Annotated in this window: 12 protein-coding genes, 2 pseudogenes and 2 CRISPR repeat arrays; of the genes and pseudogenes, 11 read left to right on the top strand and 3 right to left on the bottom strand. The window is 70.5% G+C overall.

Annotated features, from left to right (window positions below; genetic code table 11):
• Nucleotides 1-217 precede the first annotated feature (217 nt).
• The 4 genes from mobF to DIZ27_RS19285 all read left to right on the top strand — a co-directional run bounded on the left by mobF (nucleotide 218) and on the right by DIZ27_RS19285 (nucleotide 7367).
• Nucleotides 218-2182 (top strand): MobF family relaxase, encoded by a 1965-nt coding sequence (gene mobF, locus DIZ27_RS19300; RefSeq protein ID WP_146228961.1) that lies wholly within the window; start codon nucleotides 218-220, stop codon nucleotides 2180-2182.
• An 83-nt stretch (nucleotides 2183-2265) separates the two neighbouring features.
• Nucleotides 2266-2910 (top strand): hypothetical protein, encoded by a 645-nt coding sequence (locus DIZ27_RS19295; protein WP_109379669.1) that lies wholly within the window; start codon nucleotides 2266-2268, stop codon nucleotides 2908-2910.
• 79 nt (nucleotides 2911-2989) lie between these two features.
• Nucleotides 2990-4298: a CRISPR direct-repeat array (repeat unit 30 nt; unit sequence CGGAACACCCCCACGTCGGTGGGGAGGACG).
• Between the two features lie 33 nt (nucleotides 4299-4331).
• Nucleotides 4332-4665: direct repeats of the CRISPR family, unit length 29 nt; unit sequence GTCCTCCCCGCCGACGCGGGGGTGTTCCG.
• Nucleotides 4666-4785: 120 nt separating this feature from the next.
• A complete protein-coding gene (locus DIZ27_RS19290; protein ID WP_109379668.1) occupies nucleotides 4786-5403 on the top strand; it encodes a helix-turn-helix domain-containing protein in 618 nt (205 codons plus the stop codon).
• 713 nt (nucleotides 5404-6116) lie between these two features.
• Nucleotides 6117-7367, top strand: coding sequence for an IS110 family transposase (locus DIZ27_RS19285; protein WP_109379667.1), 1251 nt, complete (start codon nucleotides 6117-6119; stop codon nucleotides 7365-7367).
• Between the two features lie 477 nt (nucleotides 7368-7844).
• On the opposite strand, the gene DIZ27_RS19280 is transcribed toward DIZ27_RS19285, so the two are convergent.
• A complete protein-coding gene (locus DIZ27_RS19280; protein WP_109379666.1) occupies nucleotides 7845-8420 on the bottom strand; it encodes a Tat pathway signal protein in 576 nt (191 codons plus the stop codon).
• Nucleotides 8421-8623: 203 nt separating this feature from the next.
• Between DIZ27_RS19280 and DIZ27_RS45775 the strand changes: the two genes are divergently transcribed.
• Together DIZ27_RS45775 and DIZ27_RS19265 are read left to right on the top strand one after the other, a co-directional pair.
• Nucleotides 8624-9712, top strand: coding sequence for a hypothetical protein (locus DIZ27_RS45775; protein ID WP_181383592.1), 1089 nt, complete (start codon nucleotides 8624-8626; stop codon nucleotides 9710-9712).
• Nucleotides 9713-9938: 226 nt separating this feature from the next.
• Nucleotides 9939-10397, top strand: a pseudogene (locus DIZ27_RS19265) (transposase); the annotation flags it as partial.
• Nucleotides 10398-10417: 20 nt separating this feature from the next.
• Here the strand turns inward: DIZ27_RS19265 and DIZ27_RS19260 are convergent.
• Nucleotides 10418-12580 carry a recombinase family protein gene (locus DIZ27_RS19260; protein ID WP_219933626.1) on the bottom strand — a complete coding sequence of 721 codons (2163 nt, stop codon included), beginning with the start codon at nucleotides 12578-12580 and terminating at the stop codon, nucleotides 10418-10420.
• A gap of 293 nt (nucleotides 12581-12873) precedes the next feature.
• On the opposite strand from DIZ27_RS19260, the pseudogene DIZ27_RS19255 reads away from it, so the two are divergent.
• The 5 genes and pseudogenes from DIZ27_RS19255 to DIZ27_RS19240 all read left to right on the top strand — a co-directional run.
• A pseudogene (locus DIZ27_RS19255) lies at nucleotides 12874-13047 on the top strand (IS5/IS1182 family transposase); the annotation flags it as partial.
• 171 nt (nucleotides 13048-13218) lie between these two features.
• Nucleotides 13219-13695: a hypothetical protein gene (locus DIZ27_RS19250; RefSeq protein ID WP_146228960.1), complete on the top strand. Its 477-nt coding sequence runs from the start codon at nucleotides 13219-13221 to the stop codon at nucleotides 13693-13695.
• 705 nt (nucleotides 13696-14400) lie between these two features.
• The gene (locus DIZ27_RS45770) at nucleotides 14401-14544 is read left to right on the top strand and encodes a hypothetical protein (RefSeq protein WP_181383591.1); all 144 of its coding nucleotides are present in this window, start codon (nucleotides 14401-14403) and stop codon (nucleotides 14542-14544) included.
• A 341-nt stretch (nucleotides 14545-14885) separates the two neighbouring features.
• Nucleotides 14886-15941, top strand: coding sequence for a hypothetical protein (locus tag DIZ27_RS19245; RefSeq protein WP_109379663.1), 1056 nt, complete (start codon nucleotides 14886-14888; stop codon nucleotides 15939-15941).
• Nucleotides 15942-16161: 220 nt separating this feature from the next.
• Nucleotides 16162-16482, top strand: a complete 321-nt coding sequence (locus DIZ27_RS19240; RefSeq protein WP_258308449.1) for an STAS domain-containing protein — start codon at nucleotides 16162-16164, stop codon at nucleotides 16480-16482.
• Nucleotides 16483-16558: 76 nt separating this feature from the next.
• Here DIZ27_RS19240 and DIZ27_RS19235 read toward each other — a convergent pair whose 3' ends face one another.
• Nucleotides 16559-17038, bottom strand: a complete 480-nt coding sequence (locus DIZ27_RS19235; RefSeq protein ID WP_109379661.1) for a hypothetical protein — start codon at nucleotides 17036-17038, stop codon at nucleotides 16559-16561.
• Nucleotides 17039-17192: the final 154 nt, after the last annotated feature.

The raw sequence follows: 17192 nt of genomic DNA, 5'->3' as shown, positions 1-17192 counted from the left end.
CGTTGGTGCTCGGTGTGCGTGTTGGTGTCGCCCGGTTCGTGGGGTGGCGGTGGGTGATGTGAGGGGCTGCCGGAGAGCGATGACATTCGCTGACCGGCCGGAGCCGCTTCCCGCCTGGCGGGCACCGGCGAAGAAAGTTCGGCCGCTGCTCCCGCCTGGCAGGACGTACGGCTGACCGGCCTTTCCTTGCAGGTCAGAGCCGTGTGGCGTGGTCTCCATGACAGTGGATATCACGTTGATCAGAGCCGGGCAGATGTACCGCTACTACCTGCGCCAGACCGTTGTCGGCGACGGCCGCCGCCCGGCCCGCACATCGCTCCGCGAGGCCCAGGAAGAGGCCGGTGTCCCGGCCGGGCGATGGATGGGCCGCGGCCTGGCCGTGCTCGGACTGACGCCGGGGCAGGAGGTCACCGAGCAGCAGCTACGGAACCTGTTCGGCGAGAGGGGCCGGCACCCGTACGCGGACCAGATTGAGGCCGACCGGCTAGCCAAAGGGGACTCCCCGAAGAAGGCGTGGAAGGCCGGCGCCCTCGGACGCCGGGTGACGGTCACCGGTGTCGACTTCGTCTTCCGGCCGCAGCCGACGATCTACCTGTTGTGGGCGCTGGGGGATGACGAGACCCGCAAGGTGATCGAGGCCGCGCACGAGCGAGCGATCGAGCGGGTGCTGGAGTGGATCGAGGACGAGGTGGCGGTGATCCGGTACGGCAAGGACGGCATCTACCGGGACCGGCCGCCCGGCGGTCTGGTCGTCGCCCGCTTCCGCCACTACGAGGCGCGCTCCGGGATGCCCTTGCTCCATGACCATCTGCTGCTGTCCGTGAAGGGGCAGCGCCTGGACGGGAAGTGGGGCTCGATCCACACCACGGCCCTGCACGAGAACACCGTCGCCGCCTCCGCGCTCTACAACGAAACCGTGGCCGCTGAGGTCTGCGAGGCGCTGGGGCTGGCGACCGAGCCGCGCACCGTCACCGCCGGACGCCGCCCGGTGATGGAGATCGCCGGGGTGCCGCACAAGCTGATCCGCTGGACCGCCCGCCGCAGCGACCAGATCGCCGCCTGCCGTCAGGACCTGGAGCACGAGTACGTCACCAGCGTCGACGACGACGGCGAGCCGCGGTTCCTGCCCGTGGTCTCCGAGAGGGCCCGCGCCAAGCTGAACCGGATCGCCGCCCGCAAGACCCGCCCGGCCAAGCAGAGGACCCGGCCGCTCGCGCAGCTGCGCGTCTGGTGGAAGACCAGTGCGATCCTCACCTCCGGAGTGGCCGTCGACGTCATCAACTCCCTCCTCGAGCGCGCCCGCGCTGCCGCCCGAGTGATTCGGGCCCGGGTCGCTTCCGTGGTCGACGTCGCCCTGGCGGCCGTCGACGTCACCGCGATGGTGTTCGTGTTGAACGACGGCGGCCGGTTCCACCGCCGGCACCTGCTCGCCGAAACCCGCCGCCACCTCGCCCTCGTCCTGCGCGGCCGCCGCCGCGATCCCGGCCTGGACGACCGGATCGTGGACGCCGCCATCGCCGCGCACTGCCTGGACATCAGCGAGCCCAAGACGTCACGCGGCCAGGAGCCCGGCTACCGCCTCTACACAGCCCGGTGGGCGCTGTCCGACCTCCCCGCCCGGCGCCGCCCACCAACCCCCGTGCCCGACCCGGACCGGCAACCCCCGGCCGACCCCGGCGCACCAGCTGCGCCCCGGCCCCCGGACCAGGAGACGGGGGAGTGGGAGATACCCCGCCTCCCGCTGCGCTACGACCGTGCCGTCCTCGCGGGTGCGATGGTGCGGGAGAAGCTGCGCACCGCCACCGCTACCGCCGTCGGGGGCCGGGCGTACGACGTGGCCGCGCACCAGCAGGCGGCGATGCCCGAGCTCCTGCTTGCCCACCAGGACACCGACCCCGACCGCCCGGAGCCGGAGGACGAGCCCCGGTCCGCGATGGACCTGACGGCGCTGCGAGCCCTGAAGAAGTCACGCACGGACGTGGAAGCCCTGGAATTCACCGATGAGCAACTGCGCCGCCTCCAGGGCGCCTTCACGAAGGCGGCCGACCAGGCCCGCAAGACGATGAACCGGTACGCCGACCGGAAGGAAACCGGCGCACCGCACCCGGGGCGCGAGGACGACCAGTGTGCGCACCGTCCCCAGCAGCCGGACCCGCACCACGGGCCAGAAGCCGGCCGCTGAGCGCACCCGGTGCGGTGCACCCGATGCGGCCGGTACGCACCGACGATGTTCTGCACTCGCGCGGAGAGTGCAGAACATCGTGCGTGGAGTGCAACCACGCGTTTTCCGAAGCCGGTTCCACCCGGTTCCGCAGCGCCCGGTGGTTCGCGAAGATTACTTCCATGAGTGCCTCGGCGTGGATCGGTGCGGTCGCAGGGATCATCGGAACAGCCACCGGCGGCGCCCTGACCATCTGGTCAGGGCGCTGGACCCATAGGGCACAAGAACGCACCGCGCGCGCCGAACAGCAGCGGGCGCGCGCGGCTGCGGCCGCAGAAGCCGCACTGGCTGAACTGCTGGAGATCCACCGCGATTTCCGGAAGGCCAGGACGCCCGACGGGGATGAGTGGCAACAACGCCTCCGCTCGCTGCACGACCGCATTGCGAAGGTGCAAGTCCTGCTACACAGCATCCCGGACACCAAGCTACGTACCCGCGTCAGGGAAGACACGTTCTACATGCCTCTCTCCCCGCCCGACGACAGGCGGACAGGAGGCGAACGGCGGGTCGCCATCATCGAACTGTGCGCCGACGCCATCGCCTGCCTCGGTGCCTTTCTCCGAGACGAGGAACTGCCCGCACGAAGCGCCAGGGTTGAGGACACACGCAATCTCTGGCCTGAGTGGAAGCACAAAGACGACAGCCACTTCTACATGTGGGAAGCCGACGATGGTGACTCGTTCGATTGAGCATGTCCAGGGCACCCCGGGCGCCGGGTCGGTTGTCAGTGAGGTTTTCTCGTGCGCCCAGCAGGACAGGAGGTGACTCCGGAACACCCCCGCGTCGGCGGGGAAGACGCCTTGGGCACCTTGGCCCGCGGATACCCGCCCGGAACACCCCCGCGTCGGCGGGGAAGACCCGGGCGACAGGTGCACCTCGCCCCGACTCATCGGATCATTCCTGCATCGGCGGGGAGGACATACGCGCTGCGCCGGACGACCAGGACGCCATCGGATCATCCCCGCGTCGGCGGGGAAGACCTGCTGGGCATCGGTGTGGTGGACGAGGTGACCGGAACACCCCCACGTCGGTGGGGAGGACACCGCCCGGGAACGCCTCCTCGAGCTGGTCAGCGGAACACCCCCACGTCGGTGGGGAGGACGAGAAGGCCAAGGCCAAGTACGGCGGCAACAGCGGAACACCCCCATGTCGGTGGGGAGGACGCACGCACCGGTTCCTGGTCCCAGACCGGCTGCGGAACACCCCCACGTCGGCGGGAGAGCAGGGACTGCGAGGCACTGACCGCATCGGTGGCCGGAACACCCCCGCGTCGGCGGGGAAGACCTCGTCCTGGGACTTGGCCGCGGCGGACATGGCGGAACACCCCCGCGTCGGCGGGGAGGACGCGGCGACGAGCCGGGACAGGTCCACGGTCGGCGGAACACCCCCGCGTCGGCGGGGAGGACCCCGGGTTGCCGGAGACCGAGGCATCCCAGATCGGAGCACCCCCGCGTCGGCAGGGAGGACGCGACAGCCGCCGCGCTCTGCTCGACCGGGTCCGGAGCACCCCCGCGTCGGCGGGGAGGACGGTACCCGTCTCCGGGTACAGATTCGACATAGCGGAACACCCCCACGTCGGTGGGGAGGACCTCGGCCTCGGCCCTCTTCTTGTCCTGGAGGGCGGAACACCCCCACGTCGGTGGGGAGGACGCGCGGGCAAGGTGAAAAAGCGCTATGTCTACAGGAACACCCCCACGTCGGTGGGGAGGACGTCGAGTAGGGCGGCGAGGTCGCGGCGGTCGGCGGAACACCCCCACGTCGGTGGGGAGGACGGCCCGGTCGGGGACGGGGAGTTTGTCGAGGTCGGAACACCCCCACGTCGGTGGGGAGGACGCATCGAGCACCGCGCCCAGGTCCCGGCGCAGCGGAACACCCCCACGTCGGTGGGGAGGACGTTTTCTCGGCGGACGCCCGCAGCTACCCGACCGGAACACCCCCACGTCGGTGGGGAGGACGAGAACCGCTCGAGCCGCTCGAGCGGGCTCGGGGGAACACCCCCACGTCGGTGGGGAGGACGCCTCGGCCAGCAGCGGCCGGGACGCGGTCGACGGAACACCCCCACGTCGGTGGGGAGGACGCTTCCCGAGCCCGCGTCCGAGGCCGCCGTCGTGTCCTCCCCGCCGACGCGGGGGTGTTCCGAAGACACGCCGCGCCGTGTCGTCCTCGAGCCCGTCCTCCCCGCCGACGCGGGGGTGTTCCGGACGCGGCGGTACGCCCACTGGTCCAGCTCGGGTCCTCCCCGCCGACGCGGGGGTGTTCCGGTGCCGGCGCCCGCCGAGACCGCGCTGACGTGGTCCTCCCCGCCGACGCGGGGGTGTTCCGCACGATGAGATCGCCCACGATCCGCAGTTTGCGTCCTCCCCGCCGACGCGGGGGTGTTCCGATGGGCAAGGCGTTCGAGGACGGGCGCCTCGAGTCCTCCCCGCCGACGCGGGGGTGTTCGGTCGCTTCTCGAATCTCTGTGGAAACCGGCACCCGATCGGAGGGGGCCCCGGTCTGTGCGTCGGTCTGCTGCCAGAGACGGCGGCCAGGGACGATACGGAGCATGAGCACCTCTCGCCCCCTTGCTGACCCAGCGGGAAGCCGCTGCCGCGTGTGGCGTGAGCCGTACGACGATCCGGCGCCGCCGGGAAGCCGGCGAACTGCCCGGGGCCGTGCTCGACGACGACCGCGGCTGGCTCATCCCGCTGGAGGACCTGCTCGCCGCCGGCTTCCGGCTCAACGCCCCCTTCCCACCCGATGAGAAGGGAGTCGGCGACCCGGCGCCGGCCCAGGCGCAGCAGGACCCGGTCGGCACGGACGCGCTGCGGGCCGAGCTGGACCGGCTGCGCCACGAGCATGCCCTGGCGCTCGCCGGCGAACGCACCGCCCGCGCCCTCGCCGAGGCCAGGCACTGCAAGGCGCGCCTGGACGAACGCGCCGCCTCGCATCGAGGACCTGCAGCTTCCGGCGCCCGTTGTCCTCGCGCCAGCCCTGGCGCCGACGGGGGCCGGGCACGACCGTGCACGGCTCCACCACGGGGAAGCGACGCCGCTGGTGGCCGCGCCCGGGACTGGCCGGAGGGCACCCTCTCTTGCGTCACTTCCTGCGCCATCCCCTGCGGTATCTCTTGCGTGAGCTGCTTGGCCGGCCGAGCGTTGCCGCTGGTCACCACGCGTTTCTTGGCGTGGTCGGGGGTCTGACATCCCCCGAGAGCCTCCTTGGCCGCCCACCAGCAGGAAGAAGAAGGGGTGGGGCAGGGCTGGGGCGGAGGCCGGCTCGCCGGGGGATCGGTGGCGTGGACGTGGTGTTGCGCGTCGGCGGGGCCTCCGCGCTCGCCCGGCCGCTGGAGCGTCCGGGACGGGGAAGCAGGAGTGCGGCAGCGGAGGCCGACGGCACCTCGGGTCGTACGTTCCCGCGGCCGGAGGGGTGCCTCAGGGCATGGGAAGTAGCCGGTGCGGCGGGCCCCCCTAATGCAGTGTGTACGAGGTCCGAGACGCGCCCGGTAAGGCAGGTCTTGGACGGAGCGAAACGGATGTCGCGTCTTCTCCCGGCTGGCGAGGTCTCACCGAAGAGCGGCACCGTCTCCGTGGTGAGTTTCGTGGCGGTCTGGTGGGCGCCGGGGTGACTCCGACCCCCCTTCGGTCCGTTGAGACCTTGGTCAAGACAGGCAGCCCCCGGCGTCCTCCGACCGTCACGAAACTCACCGGCATGCGGCACACGTTGATCTACGTGGTGCGAGCCCTCCGCATGGTGACCTCACCCTTCGTCTCCGCGAGCCCGTGAGCTCTGAGCAAGACCGAGGCCCGTGCGGTGCGCTGGTGCCGCGAACGGCTTGTGAGATGGCGGACCGACGAGTCCTGGCATTAGGTCGCCGCGTGGCCCGCATGCGCTCGTGACCAGCGCAAACAACCGGATGAAAGGTGCGGATGTGAGGGTGTTCTGCGGGATCGACTGGGCGGAGAAGCATCACGACGTCGCCCTGGTCGACGACGCCGGGAAGATGCTGGCCAAGGCCAGGATCAGCGACGACGCGGCCGGCTACCGCAAGCTGCTGGACCTGCTCGCCGAACACGGCGACAGCGAGACCGAGCCGATACCGGTCGCGATCGAGACCTCCCGCGGCCTGCTGGTGTCGGTCCTGCGGACCGGCAAGCGGCAGGCCTTCGCGATCAACCCGCTCGCCGCCTCCCGCTACCGCGACCGGCACGGCGTCAGCCGGAAGAAGTCCGACCCCGGCGACGCCCTGGTCCTGGCGAACATCCTGCGGACCGACCTGCACATGCACCGGCCACTGCCGGCCGACAGCGAACTCGCCCGGGCCATCGCGGTGCTCGCCCGTGCCCAGCAGGACGCCGTCTGGAACCGCCAGACCATCGCCAACCAGCTCCGCTCGCTGCTGCGCGAGTACTACCCGGCCGCGCTGGACGCCTTCGTCACTGGCCGCAAAGGCGGCCTCGCGCACCCCGAGGCCCGGGCCGTCCTGGCCGTCGCGCCGACCCCGGCCAAGGCCGCGAAGCTGACGAAGACGCAGATCAAGGCCGCACTCAAGCGCGGAGGCCGCCAGCGCTCCACGGAAGCGGAGGCCACGCGGCTCCAGGGGGTCTTCCGCGCCGAGTACGCCCACCAGCCCGCGCTGGTCGAGGAGGCCATGGGTCGGCAGATGCTCACTCTCCTCCGCCAGCTCGACGCCGCCGCGGAAGGCGCCGACGACCTCGCCGAGGCGGTGGAGGCGTCTTTTCAGCAGCACCCGGACGCTGACGTGATCACCAGCTTCCCCGGCTTGGGCAACCTCCTCGGTGCCCGGCTGCTCGCAGAAATCGGAGACGACCGGACTCGTTTCGCCGACGCCCGCGCCCTGAAGGCATACGCCGGATCGGCCCCGATCATCCGCGCTTCGGGGAAGAAACGCTACGTCGGCCGCCGGTTCGTCAAGAACGACCGACTGGTCCACGCCGGCTACCTGTGGGCCTTCGCCTCCATCAGTGCCTCGCCCGGCGCGGGCGCCCACTACCGGCGCCGCCGTGAACGCGGCGACTGGCACGCGGCTGCCCAGCGCAACTTGTTCAACCGCATGCTCGGACAGCTCTACCACTGCCTTCAGACCGGGCAGCACTTCGACGAACAACGCGCCTTCGCCCCCTTCCTCCAGGCCGCCGCAGCTTGACTCTTAGCGCCGTGAGATGTCTTGACCAGGCCTGTGACGTGCGGATTTTCCCGTCAGGACCGGATCGGTGAGGCGCCCTGCGAAACACCTTGCGGGGCGCCCTGGAGAACGCCCTGCCAGCTGGCTCCCGGCCGCAGCACCGAGCCGCTGCGGGCGTCCTTCCGGTCCCAGCAACGAGCCGAGCGCGTCCTGCTGCCTTTGGCCACTGACCGCCGGAGGAACGAGTGGCCGTCGCCCGTACATCCGAGAAGGGGCCCCCGCCGGTCGACTCGGCGGGGGCCCCTTCATTGTCCCGGGGTTGTCAGGTCAGCCGCGGCCTTCGCACGCCTTGCAGTCGCCGCTGCCCCGGCAGCTGTCGCACTTCCACAGTCCTCGGAGGCCGCTTCCTCCGCAGGTGGTGCACTTTCCGTTGCCCTTGCATCGCTTGCACGCCATGAGTGCTTCTTCCTTCCCTGTCGGGGTGGGGCGTCGCTGGTGTCAGTAGGAGTGGATCTGCTCCCAGCCGCGGGCGCGGTCGAGGGTGACCTTGAAGTAGTAGGACGGCGCCGTCTTCGCCCCGCCGGGCAGACTCGCCGACGTGAAGGCCGTGCTGTAACTGCGGAAGATGGCGATCGACTTGGTGAGGCAGTTGTTGTTCCGCACGTCGTAGCCGTTGCGTGCGGTCTGTTGGTACTTCACCTTGGCCGCCTTCAGGCTGCCGCCAGCGGTGTTGATGCAGCGGTAGTACTCGTAGCGGCGCAGGCTGATGAAGCTGGCCCGCAGTGACTCCCAGGTGCCCGAGCCCAGCTTGCTGCCGTTCGGCTTACCGGCCGGGACGGTGAGGTCGTTGCGGCCCTCGATGGAACCCCAAATCCACTGCTTGCGGTTCTGCGGGTCGCGCAGCGCCCAGGCGGTGTGGCCGGCGCCATTGGCGCCACCGATGTCGAGGAAGAGGCAGGCGCGCCCGACCGGTGCGGCCGCCTCTGCGGGGGGTGCGGACAGCGCGGTGACGGTTCCTGCGGCGAGCACGGCGGCGGCCGCGGTCGCCGCGAAAGAGCTTCTGATCTTGTTCATGGCGATTGTTCTCCTGTGCCGTCGGGTCCCCAGTAAGGGGATAGCGGCCGGACGTTCCGCGCCGCCGGAATCGACTGTCCAGGAGCCGGACAGGAAGATCAGCAGTGCAAGAGGGGCGAGGATTTGCGGCGCAACTTGCACGTCCGTAACCTGCTGGTTCTCGATTGCACTGCAACGAAATGTCCCTTGGAGGGGAGCCGTTGATGGGGGATCAGGGGGATCAGTTCACAGACTTGGCATACGGCCTCGTGCAGGCGCTGGACGCGTGGGCGACGTGCGTTGGGGAGCCGACCACGATCGGGAAGCCGACCCGCAAGGCTCTGGTGGCCGCCCTGGAGAGGGAGCGGGAGCAACTGGCGGATGCCGGGCAGTCCCGCAAGAGGATCGACGAGGCCCTGCTGTCGTACTGGCTGAAGGGGCGCGGCCAGTTACTGCCAGGCAGTAAGCGCAACCGGCTGCCCAGCGAGGAGGACTGCGCGGCCATCGCCCGGGCGCTGAAGGAGAAGGCGCCCGAGAACGCCCAGCAGCTGCCGAGGATCGGCCGAGAGATCGCCGACCTGGCGCGCAGGCTTGATGTGACAGCCGGGCAGGGCTGGCGTGACCGGGTCCTGGCCAGCGTCACTGCGCAGCCCGCCCCGCTTGCTGAACCGACCGGGCCTGTCGAGGGCACCGTGTCCGACGACCTGACGGCTGGGCGTCGCCTGTGGAAGGACTGGCGAATCTGGGCGGCTGCGATGGTAGCGGCCGGGGCCATCACGCTGCTCCTGTGGCCTGGTGACGGTAAGCCGGCCACCACCGGCAAGAAGCCGGACGGCCCCGCCACACCGAGCGCGCAGGGGATGGACGTGGGTGGACCGGAGGCTTCCGCGTCAGCCACTTCCGAAAGCCTGGAGGGCAACAACTATCGGTGCGGTATGGCCCGCAGTACTGGGGTGGTGTCGTGGAAGCCGTGCGCGCTCGTCACGGAGGACGGGAAGGTGTCCTTCCTGGTGCAGCTCACGAACGCTTCAAGCAAGCCGGTCACTGTGAAGACGAAGCTTGCCTACGTCCAGGCTCAAGTAGTACAGACCTGCCCTGATCCATGGGGGAAATCGGCGAAGATCACCGTCCCTGCCGGGGCGACGCAAACCAGTCCAAGCGGTACGTGCACCAGCTCGCTGATGCCTGCTCAGGCTTTTCAAGCCAGGGCCTGGGTGGTGGCCGAGGGCGCGACGCAATGGGGGTATCGCGAGCACTCTCCGACATTGCACGTGCAGGCTGACGGCGCTCCGGTGTGGGCCGACGGAGCATGACCCAGCCGACATGACCGGTGCTGCCTGGACCGTGTTCTCGTGCCGCAGCACGAACAGTTCAGCTTCCTTCGTGGTGTCGCGGCGCAGCAGTATGCCGGGGACGGCCGGCAGCTTCCGGGTCACCCTGTACAGCAGCGAGACGATCACCACGACAGCATCCCGGCTGCTACCGACGCTCCAGGACATGGGTACGCACCTGCAGCGATGACTTTCCGAGCGGTACAGGTTCATGGCCCGCTGGGCAGCCGCCGGGATCGTAGGCCAGATCCGTGATCATCTGGCGGGCCGGATCCGCCGGGCCATGGGCAAAGGCCCCCGCGCGGTGGCCACCGTGATCGACTCCCAGAGCGTGAAAGCAGCCGAGACCGTCTCCAAGGCCACTCGCGGCTACGACGCGGGCAAGAAAATCAACGGCCGCAAGCGCCACCTGGTCGTCGACACCCGCGGCCTGCCCCTCCTAGTCATGGTCACCCCCGCCGACCTGCACGACGCCGCAGCCGCGAAGGAAGTCCTGTTCCGCCTCCGTCTGATGCACCCCGAGATCACGATTGTGTGGGCCGACTCCGCTTACGCCGGGAAGCTCGTCGACTGGGCGAAACAGCACCTCAACCTCACCATCAAACCCGTCAGCCGCCCTAAGGACGCCTCCGGCTTCGTCGTGCTGCCCCGCCGCTGGGTCGTCGAGATCTGTCAAGCACAGTGCACTCATGGAGTCTGTTGCTCTGCCGTCTCGGCGGTCTCGGTCCAGATGCGGCGGCTGTACCAGCCGGGCGGGCGTGTGCGGCGTTCGCGGAGTTCGGCGAGTTCTCGCTGGTCGACGTGGGCGATGAGGCAGTGGGGCCAGCAGCTCTCCCGGCGGGTGGTGATCCAGCCGCGGTTGATCCAGGCGTAGAGAGTGGAAGTGGTCATGTCCAGCTCGGCGGCCAGGTGCCCCAGCCACCACTCGTTGGGGCCGGGCTCCTCGCCGGGTGGTGCGGGGCGGTGCCGGTGGACACGGCCTGCGGGGCAGGCGAGGCGGCGCATGAGGTCGCGGACGGTGGCTGCGGAGATCCGTTTGCCGCCCTTCGCGGGCCGGAAGCCCTCGGCTTCCAGACGGTCGGCAATCCCGCTGGCTCCGATGCCCTGGCCCGCGAGTTCGCGGATCCGATCGGTCAGTTGCGGGTAGTAGCTGAGCTGTTCCAACCGCTGGACCGGGCGGACGACCTCTCCCGCGGTCGTGGTCCCGCCGGCCCAGACGATCGTGACCTTCACCCGCTGGCTGGTGCCAAGCACGGTCACGACGACCTTGTCGACGACCGCGCGGATGATCTCCTTGCGGTCCGCTGTCGTCGTGCTGTTCGCGCGCCACAGACCCTCGATGTCGCCGGCCAGAGCCGTGATGGTCTGCCGCTCGGCCAAAGTGAGGATGCGCGGACTGCTGCGGGTGAAGCGGTCGTAGTCCTCGCGAAGCCGCTGCTGGGTGGCGAGTGCATCCTCCCACTCCTTCTCCAGATGGCGCACGACCAGGCGGTTCTCCGGTTCGGCAAGGTGGTGGCTGCGGCGGGCCCGGTCGGCATCCTGCGCGGCGCGTTCCAGCCGTTGCGACCACAACCGTTCCAGCTCGGCCCGCTCGGCCAGGACCTGGTCGGCCGCGCGCAGGGACACCTCGACGGCAGCGGGCGTCAGTGCCGCGAGGACCTGTTGTTCGACGAAGGCGTCCACGCAGGCGGCGTTGAGCAGCTGGCAACTCTTCTGCGCGCCGTAGTTGGTCACGTCCCGGGCGCACACGTATTCGGGCAGGGCCTTGCTGCGCTGGGTGTGGTAGCGCACGCTCATGCGCCGGTTGCAGCGCCCGCAGTGCACCAGCCCGGCCGTGAGCGCGGGGCCGCCTCGTATTGCGCCCATGGTTTCGGCGCGGGCGCGGTTGGCTGCCAGTTTCGTCTCGTTCGCCTCGAACCGGGCGACGGTGATGTAGGCGGGCAGGGCATTCGGGATCATCACATGCCATCCGTCCCGGGAGCGGACGACCCGTCCGGTGCTCGGCCGGGCCGGGTCCTGGCGGCGCGGGTCGACCCGACGCCGCCCGTAGGCGTAGATCCCGGCATAGGCGGGATTGTGCAGCAGGGTCTGCAGCGTCATCCGGTTCGGCCTTCGCCATTCCAGGGTGCCCCTGTCCGGTCCCTCCCGCAGCCGGATGCCCAACTGGATGTCGTTCTCGACGAGATAGCGCAGCACACCGTGCAATGTGCCGAGCCGCTCGAACTGCGCGAAGATCAGACGGATCACGGTCTGCACCTGCTCGTCCGGGTCCAGAACGACCTCCCCCGACGGACGGCGGACGTAACCGCTGGGCAGAGGGAAGGCCAGCTCGCCGCGGCGGGCCTTGTTCAGGCGCCCGCTCCACATCCGCTGCTTGATCAGGTGAAGTTCGGCCTCACTCATCGTTCCCTTGAGCCCCAGCAGCAGCCGGTCGTTGTACTCGGCCGGGTCGTAGACCCCGTCGGTGTCCGCCAGTACCGCACCCGACAGGGCGCACAGCTCGATCAGCTGGTACCAGTCCTTGCCGGAGCGGGCCAGGCGGGACATCTCGATCCCCAGCACGAGACCGACGTGGTCCAGCCCGATCTCGGTGACCAGACGCTGGAAGCCGGTGCGGGCGACCGCACTCGATGCCGACCTGCCCAGGTCCTCGTCGATCACCAGGATCCGGTCCGCCTGCCATCCGAGCGCGACCGCCCGGTCCACCAGGGCGTACTGCAACCGGGGCGACTCCTGGTGGTCGACGAGCTGCCGGCGGGTGGACTGGCGGATATAGACCACCGCGAGCCGCTGCAGGTGACGGTCGTCGATCTTGCTGCCGGGCCGCTCCCACGGCATCACCGAGGTCATCGCCGGTCCCGCTCACTCACCGTCGCTGCGGCAGGCAACGCGCGGCTCGCCAGCCGCACCAACTGCCCCACCACCGCCTGCCGGTTCACCTCCGGTAGTGCTGCCCACACCTGCCCGTCCGGCACCGCCGGAATCGTTCTCTGGGGCCGACGTCACTGTCGTCGCACATGGCGACTCATCTCCCTTGTCACGGTCCCGCAGCCGCTCGGCCACCGCGGCCAGCCGCAGCAGGCCCTCACGACCGATTATCGGCGCCCGCTCACTGTCCAGACCATCCATATGTGCAGTGTGACTGGGCGATGGAGAGGTCGCTCGCGTGGATGATGCACGCTCGCCGGCATGCCCGGGACTACGAACGTCTCGTTCAGCATTCCGAGACCCTGATCACCTGGGCCGCCATCACCCTCATGACCAGGCGCCTGGCCCGGAAAGGCGCCACCCCCAGCTGGCCGAGGAAACCAGCGGCGATCAACTCTGTACCGTAAGGGGTTGGCCACCCCGCGCACTCCGGCCTGGCCAAGTGCATCAGCGCCATACACCCGGGTGGTTTGCCCGGGGCGCTCATCGATCCGCCAGAGACCGCACCTTAATCTTCCTTTGTGTAGTCAGACGACTACGAAGAGTGAAAGGGAGACGGGATGCGTCCAACGTTCATGGGCCGACTGGCGGTTCTCGCATCGACGGCCTTCGTGCTGGCCGGCATGGTGAGCACCGGATCGGCTCAGGCACAGCCCGCGGCTCAGGCACCGCACCCCGGAGGACTGATCACCTACTCGATCGAGTTCTCCAACCCCCAGGAGAAAGACGACAATGACCTCCCCGAACCCTACGGGCAGGTCCTGGTCCAGGACGGCCTTCGACACACCACCCTGTGGGAGCACCCGGACCTGGACATCAACACCCCCACCCTGCCGCGCTACCCGGAGTTCGGAGTCACCCACCGGTACGCCGACCACCTCATCAGCGAGGTGTGCGCATACGTGGGAGAAGACGACACCGGCATCAACGCCGACGACGTCCTCGCCAACGGCTGCGAGCCCTTCCACGGTCCCGGTGTCTACACCATCCCCGGTCCCGACGGAGAGGTGACCGTCGCCGTCTACTACATCAGCTAGATCCCTCCTCGTGCATGGATGCCCTGCACCCCCTCGCGGGGTGCAGGGCATCCATGCACGAGGAGGGGCGGGCGATGGCGGCGTCCGCAGACCCGTGCTCAGCGAGGAACCGCAGTCCGCAGCTGAGCACTTCTCACAGCGACTGATCGCCAAGCCGACGGAACCCGGAGCCGATCGGTTAAACCGTCAAAATGCGAACCCACCAGTTTCACGCCCGGTCCTGACCCACAACTGAGTTCAGAAACACGTACGGAGACATCGCACAGCTTCGTCCCCGTCCGTGCACGGTTGAGGCGCCTTGCCGGCTGGTTCCCGGCCGCTGTCGCCGCGTCGCCCGAAGCTGCCCRGGCCCGCACCGCCCGGTCGCCGTCGGGTGGCGGCATCGTCGGCCGACAACGCGCCCTGGCTGCCCATCCGGGCTTGCCCAGGTTCTGCTCAGGGCTGCGCGCCRGGTGATGACTGGCCCTCCGGGCCGGTGGCAYCGGCTTCACCGACACGGCCGGGGGCGTGCGACAGCATCACCGCTGTCTGCGAGCGAAGGGAGGCGATCGCCTCGGCCAGCCGGCCACACAGGCCCGCATCCGCATCCATTCCGGCTGCCGGCGGACCATCCGGCCTGCCCCGGCCGGTCATCTCCGAGTCTTTCAAGCGAGCCGGTCCGCAACGGCAAGCACCCCGGCAGCGGCAACGATCACCGCTGAGCCGGTGACCATCACGGCCCGGCCTGCCGTCCCGCCGGACGCCGGCGCCCAGGTCATCGCGCTCGAGCCGGGAGCCGGTCAGCCCGAGCGGTGCAGCGTGGGGCACCGCGTCGTCGATGCGAGGATTCATGCCCGGACCAACGCGTGAGGAGGGTTTCCGACACCGCACCGCCGCCGTCGTCACCCGTTCAGCCCGCACGCTGGCCCCGCAACGGCACCGCGCCCACCCGGGTCCGCGGGCGAGGGTCAGCCGCTTCGGAAAGGGGAACACATTTTCTTCCCCGTCCGTTGCCTGGGCCCCACGGGGCAACAGGCGTCCGGGGGTGGTGCGCCCCGGCCGGTCGGGGCCCAGCCTCCGGGCGATCCTGCTCGGTGTCCCTCAGGATGGTTCCCGGTTGCCCGGCCGCCCGGACGGGCCCGGCAGGCAGCCGTTTCCACCTGCGCGGCCCTCTGGCCGGCCGCCTGACCCCCACCCCCAGGGAGCACCCCATGGCAGTGATGACGGACGCGCTCGTACCGGCGCTGGAGGACACCCGCCAGGCGCATGCGGCGCTCGTCGACCGATTGCGGGCGGATGCGACCATCACGCCGCCCGGCCCGTACCGGCAGCTGCTCGAGCGCCAGGCGGACCACGTCCAGGACAGCCTCCAACGCATCGAGCACCACGCGCGCGAGCTGCGGCCCCCCAGCGGGCTGGGCGAGGACCGCGCCGATCTCGCGCGGTTCCTCTCGCACAGCGCCGTACGCACCGTCCTGCTCCCGCTGACCATCGGATCCACGCTCGTGACGGACATGCTGCGCGGCCGGCGGCCCACCGACGAGCGGCGGCTGCTGAAAAACGCCCAGGACGAGTACGCGGTCACCGCCCGGGCGCTGGCGGCCTGCCGAGCCGGGCAGAGCATCGCCGAAGAGGCCCACGACCAGGCCACCGCCGACCTGCTCGCCGCACTGCGCCGCCAGGACGAGGAACTGCTCGAACAACTGGAGGACAGCATCGCCCACAACGCCCGGGCCGTGGCGGCCGCGGCCAACGGCTTCGTCCAGGAGAACGGCGGCAACTGGGCCGACGCGGCCGCCCGCGCCATGCGGACCGCCGCCAACCGGGTGCAGGACGTCGCCCAGAGCGGCGGCCGGCGGGCCCGGGGTGCCGCCGCGGGCGCGGTGCGCGAGATGCCCGAGCCGACCCGGATGGCCGAAAAGGTCCAGGGTGCGGTGACCCGGGAGGAGGAATTGCCGATCCCCCGCTTCAGCCAACTCAGCGTCGACGACATCCAGCGGCAACTGCGCATCCTCTCCCAGTCGGACCTGACGGTCATCGAGGGATACGAGCGCACCCACGCCAACCGCCCCCCGGTCCTGGACGCCATCGAGCAGCTGCGCGGCAGCGAACCCTGGCCCGGCTACGACACCATGAGCCCGGACGAGCTCATCGCCCGGTTGCGGAACGTGCCCGCCGGCATCGCCCGCCAGGTCCAGGAGTACGAACGGCGCCACCGGCAGCGCCAGAAGGTCATCTCCGCCGCCGAGGCGCGCACCACCCCCTGACGCCACCGGGCGTGCGTCTGCCGGGAGACGGCGCGGCGCGCTCGCGCTTTCGGCGCCCGGAGGAACTCATGACCGGCCCTGGAGCTGCCCGCACCGGCTCCCGTCTCTGGCGCCTGGTCGCGGCCACCGGCATCACGGCGAAGAGCGCGCTGCCCCGGTGTTGCGGCGTACGGTGAAGGCACGGCCCGCTCAGCGACGCGCAGGGGGCGCGGTGTACGACATGATCCGGGTGGAATCCCACGCCACCGGGCCCGACAGCTGCCGGGTGACCGTGGCCGGGGACCTCGACGTGTGCACCGCCCCCACCGTCCGCGACGCCCTCCGCGACGCCGTGAGCCGTCACGAGCGGGTGGAGGTGGACTGCGCCGGACTGTCCTTCTGCGACTGCTCCGGACTGTCCGCGCTGCTGGCCGCCGCCCGCGCGGCGCAGGCCGCCGGGGCCGAGTTGCGGTTGTGCGCGGTCCCGCACGTCCTGGCCCGGCTGCTGCGGCTCTCCCACACCGGCAGCGCCTTCACGATCGAGCAGCCGAGCGTACGGTGAAGCCATGGCCGGCCCCGGCGTGCGCCGGTGCCGGCACCGCCGCCGGCCGCCGAAGGCGACCGCCCGCAGCGACGTGTCATGCCATCGCTGGCTGCGCGGGCCCCCCGGGCTCTGTCCGCTCGGTGGCGACCTGCCGGCCCTGGTCGCGCTCGGCGCGGTCCCGCTCGATGCGCGCGTGTTCGGCGCGCTGGCGTGCGGCCTGCTCACGGGTGATCACTTCGGTGGCGGCGCCGACGGCGACCGCGATCGGCCACTCCACGGCCTCGACCACGGCCATGGCGCCGAGGAGGCCGTAGAAGGCCAGCTTGCGGGGCGAGGGGAGGATGGACGTGGCCGGGCGGGCGGTGGAGAACATGTCGCCCGGGGTCACGTAGGGGATCGGAACCCGGGCGTGCGCGGTATGCAGGTGCAGCAGCTTGCCGCCCGTCCGCTTCTCCTCGGGGTGCTCCGCCGGGGGCTGCTGTGGTTCCGGAGCGGGGGTCTCCGCGGTCTGGGTCCCGGCCTGGGGCGGGGCCGGCTGCTGCGGTGGCTGGGTCTGTGGACCTGGGGAAGTCATCTCCGTCCTCTCCTGCCGTGGGGCATGAGTGGCGAGGGCTCTTCCTGGCCGCCTTCCATCAATGCACGCGAATAAACCCACCCGAACGGACAATTCGGGCAGGCCGGTCCGGGGCCGCTCAGGCGTGCGCGGCCGCCGGGCGCCCGCTCGAGCC

The organism is Streptomyces sp. NWU339 (assembly GCF_003143855.1).
In the GTDB taxonomy this organism is placed as follows: Bacteria; Actinomycetota; Actinomycetes; order Streptomycetales; family Streptomycetaceae; genus Streptomyces.
This window is presented reverse-complemented; position numbering and strand designations above follow the sequence as displayed.

Bases quoted from the DNA above. Each gene is read 5' to 3' on its own strand.
- mobF (WP_146228961.1), top strand. From the start codon at position 218: ATGACAGTGGATATCACGTTGATCAGAGCCGGGCAGATGTACCGCTAC.
- DIZ27_RS19285 (WP_109379667.1), top strand. From the start codon at position 6,117: ATGAAAGGTGCGGATGTGAGGGTGTTCTGCGGGATCGACTGGGCGGAG.
- DIZ27_RS19280 (WP_109379666.1), bottom strand. From the start codon at position 8,420: ATGAACAAGATCAGAAGCTCTTTCGCGGCGACCGCGGCCGCCGCCGTG.
- DIZ27_RS45775 (WP_181383592.1), top strand. From the start codon at position 8,624: ATGGGGGATCAGGGGGATCAGTTCACAGACTTGGCATACGGCCTCGTG.
- DIZ27_RS19260 (WP_219933626.1), bottom strand. From the start codon at position 12,580: ATGACCTCGGTGATGCCGTGGGAGCGGCCCGGCAGCAAGATCGACGAC.
- DIZ27_RS19250 (WP_146228960.1), top strand. From the start codon at position 13,219: ATGCGTCCAACGTTCATGGGCCGACTGGCGGTTCTCGCATCGACGGCC.
- DIZ27_RS19245 (WP_109379663.1), top strand. From the start codon at position 14,886: ATGGCAGTGATGACGGACGCGCTCGTACCGGCGCTGGAGGACACCCGC.
- DIZ27_RS19240 (WP_258308449.1), top strand. From the start codon at position 16,162: ATGATCCGGGTGGAATCCCACGCCACCGGGCCCGACAGCTGCCGGGTG.
- DIZ27_RS19235 (WP_109379661.1), bottom strand. From the start codon at position 17,038: ATGACTTCCCCAGGTCCACAGACCCAGCCACCGCAGCAGCCGGCCCCG.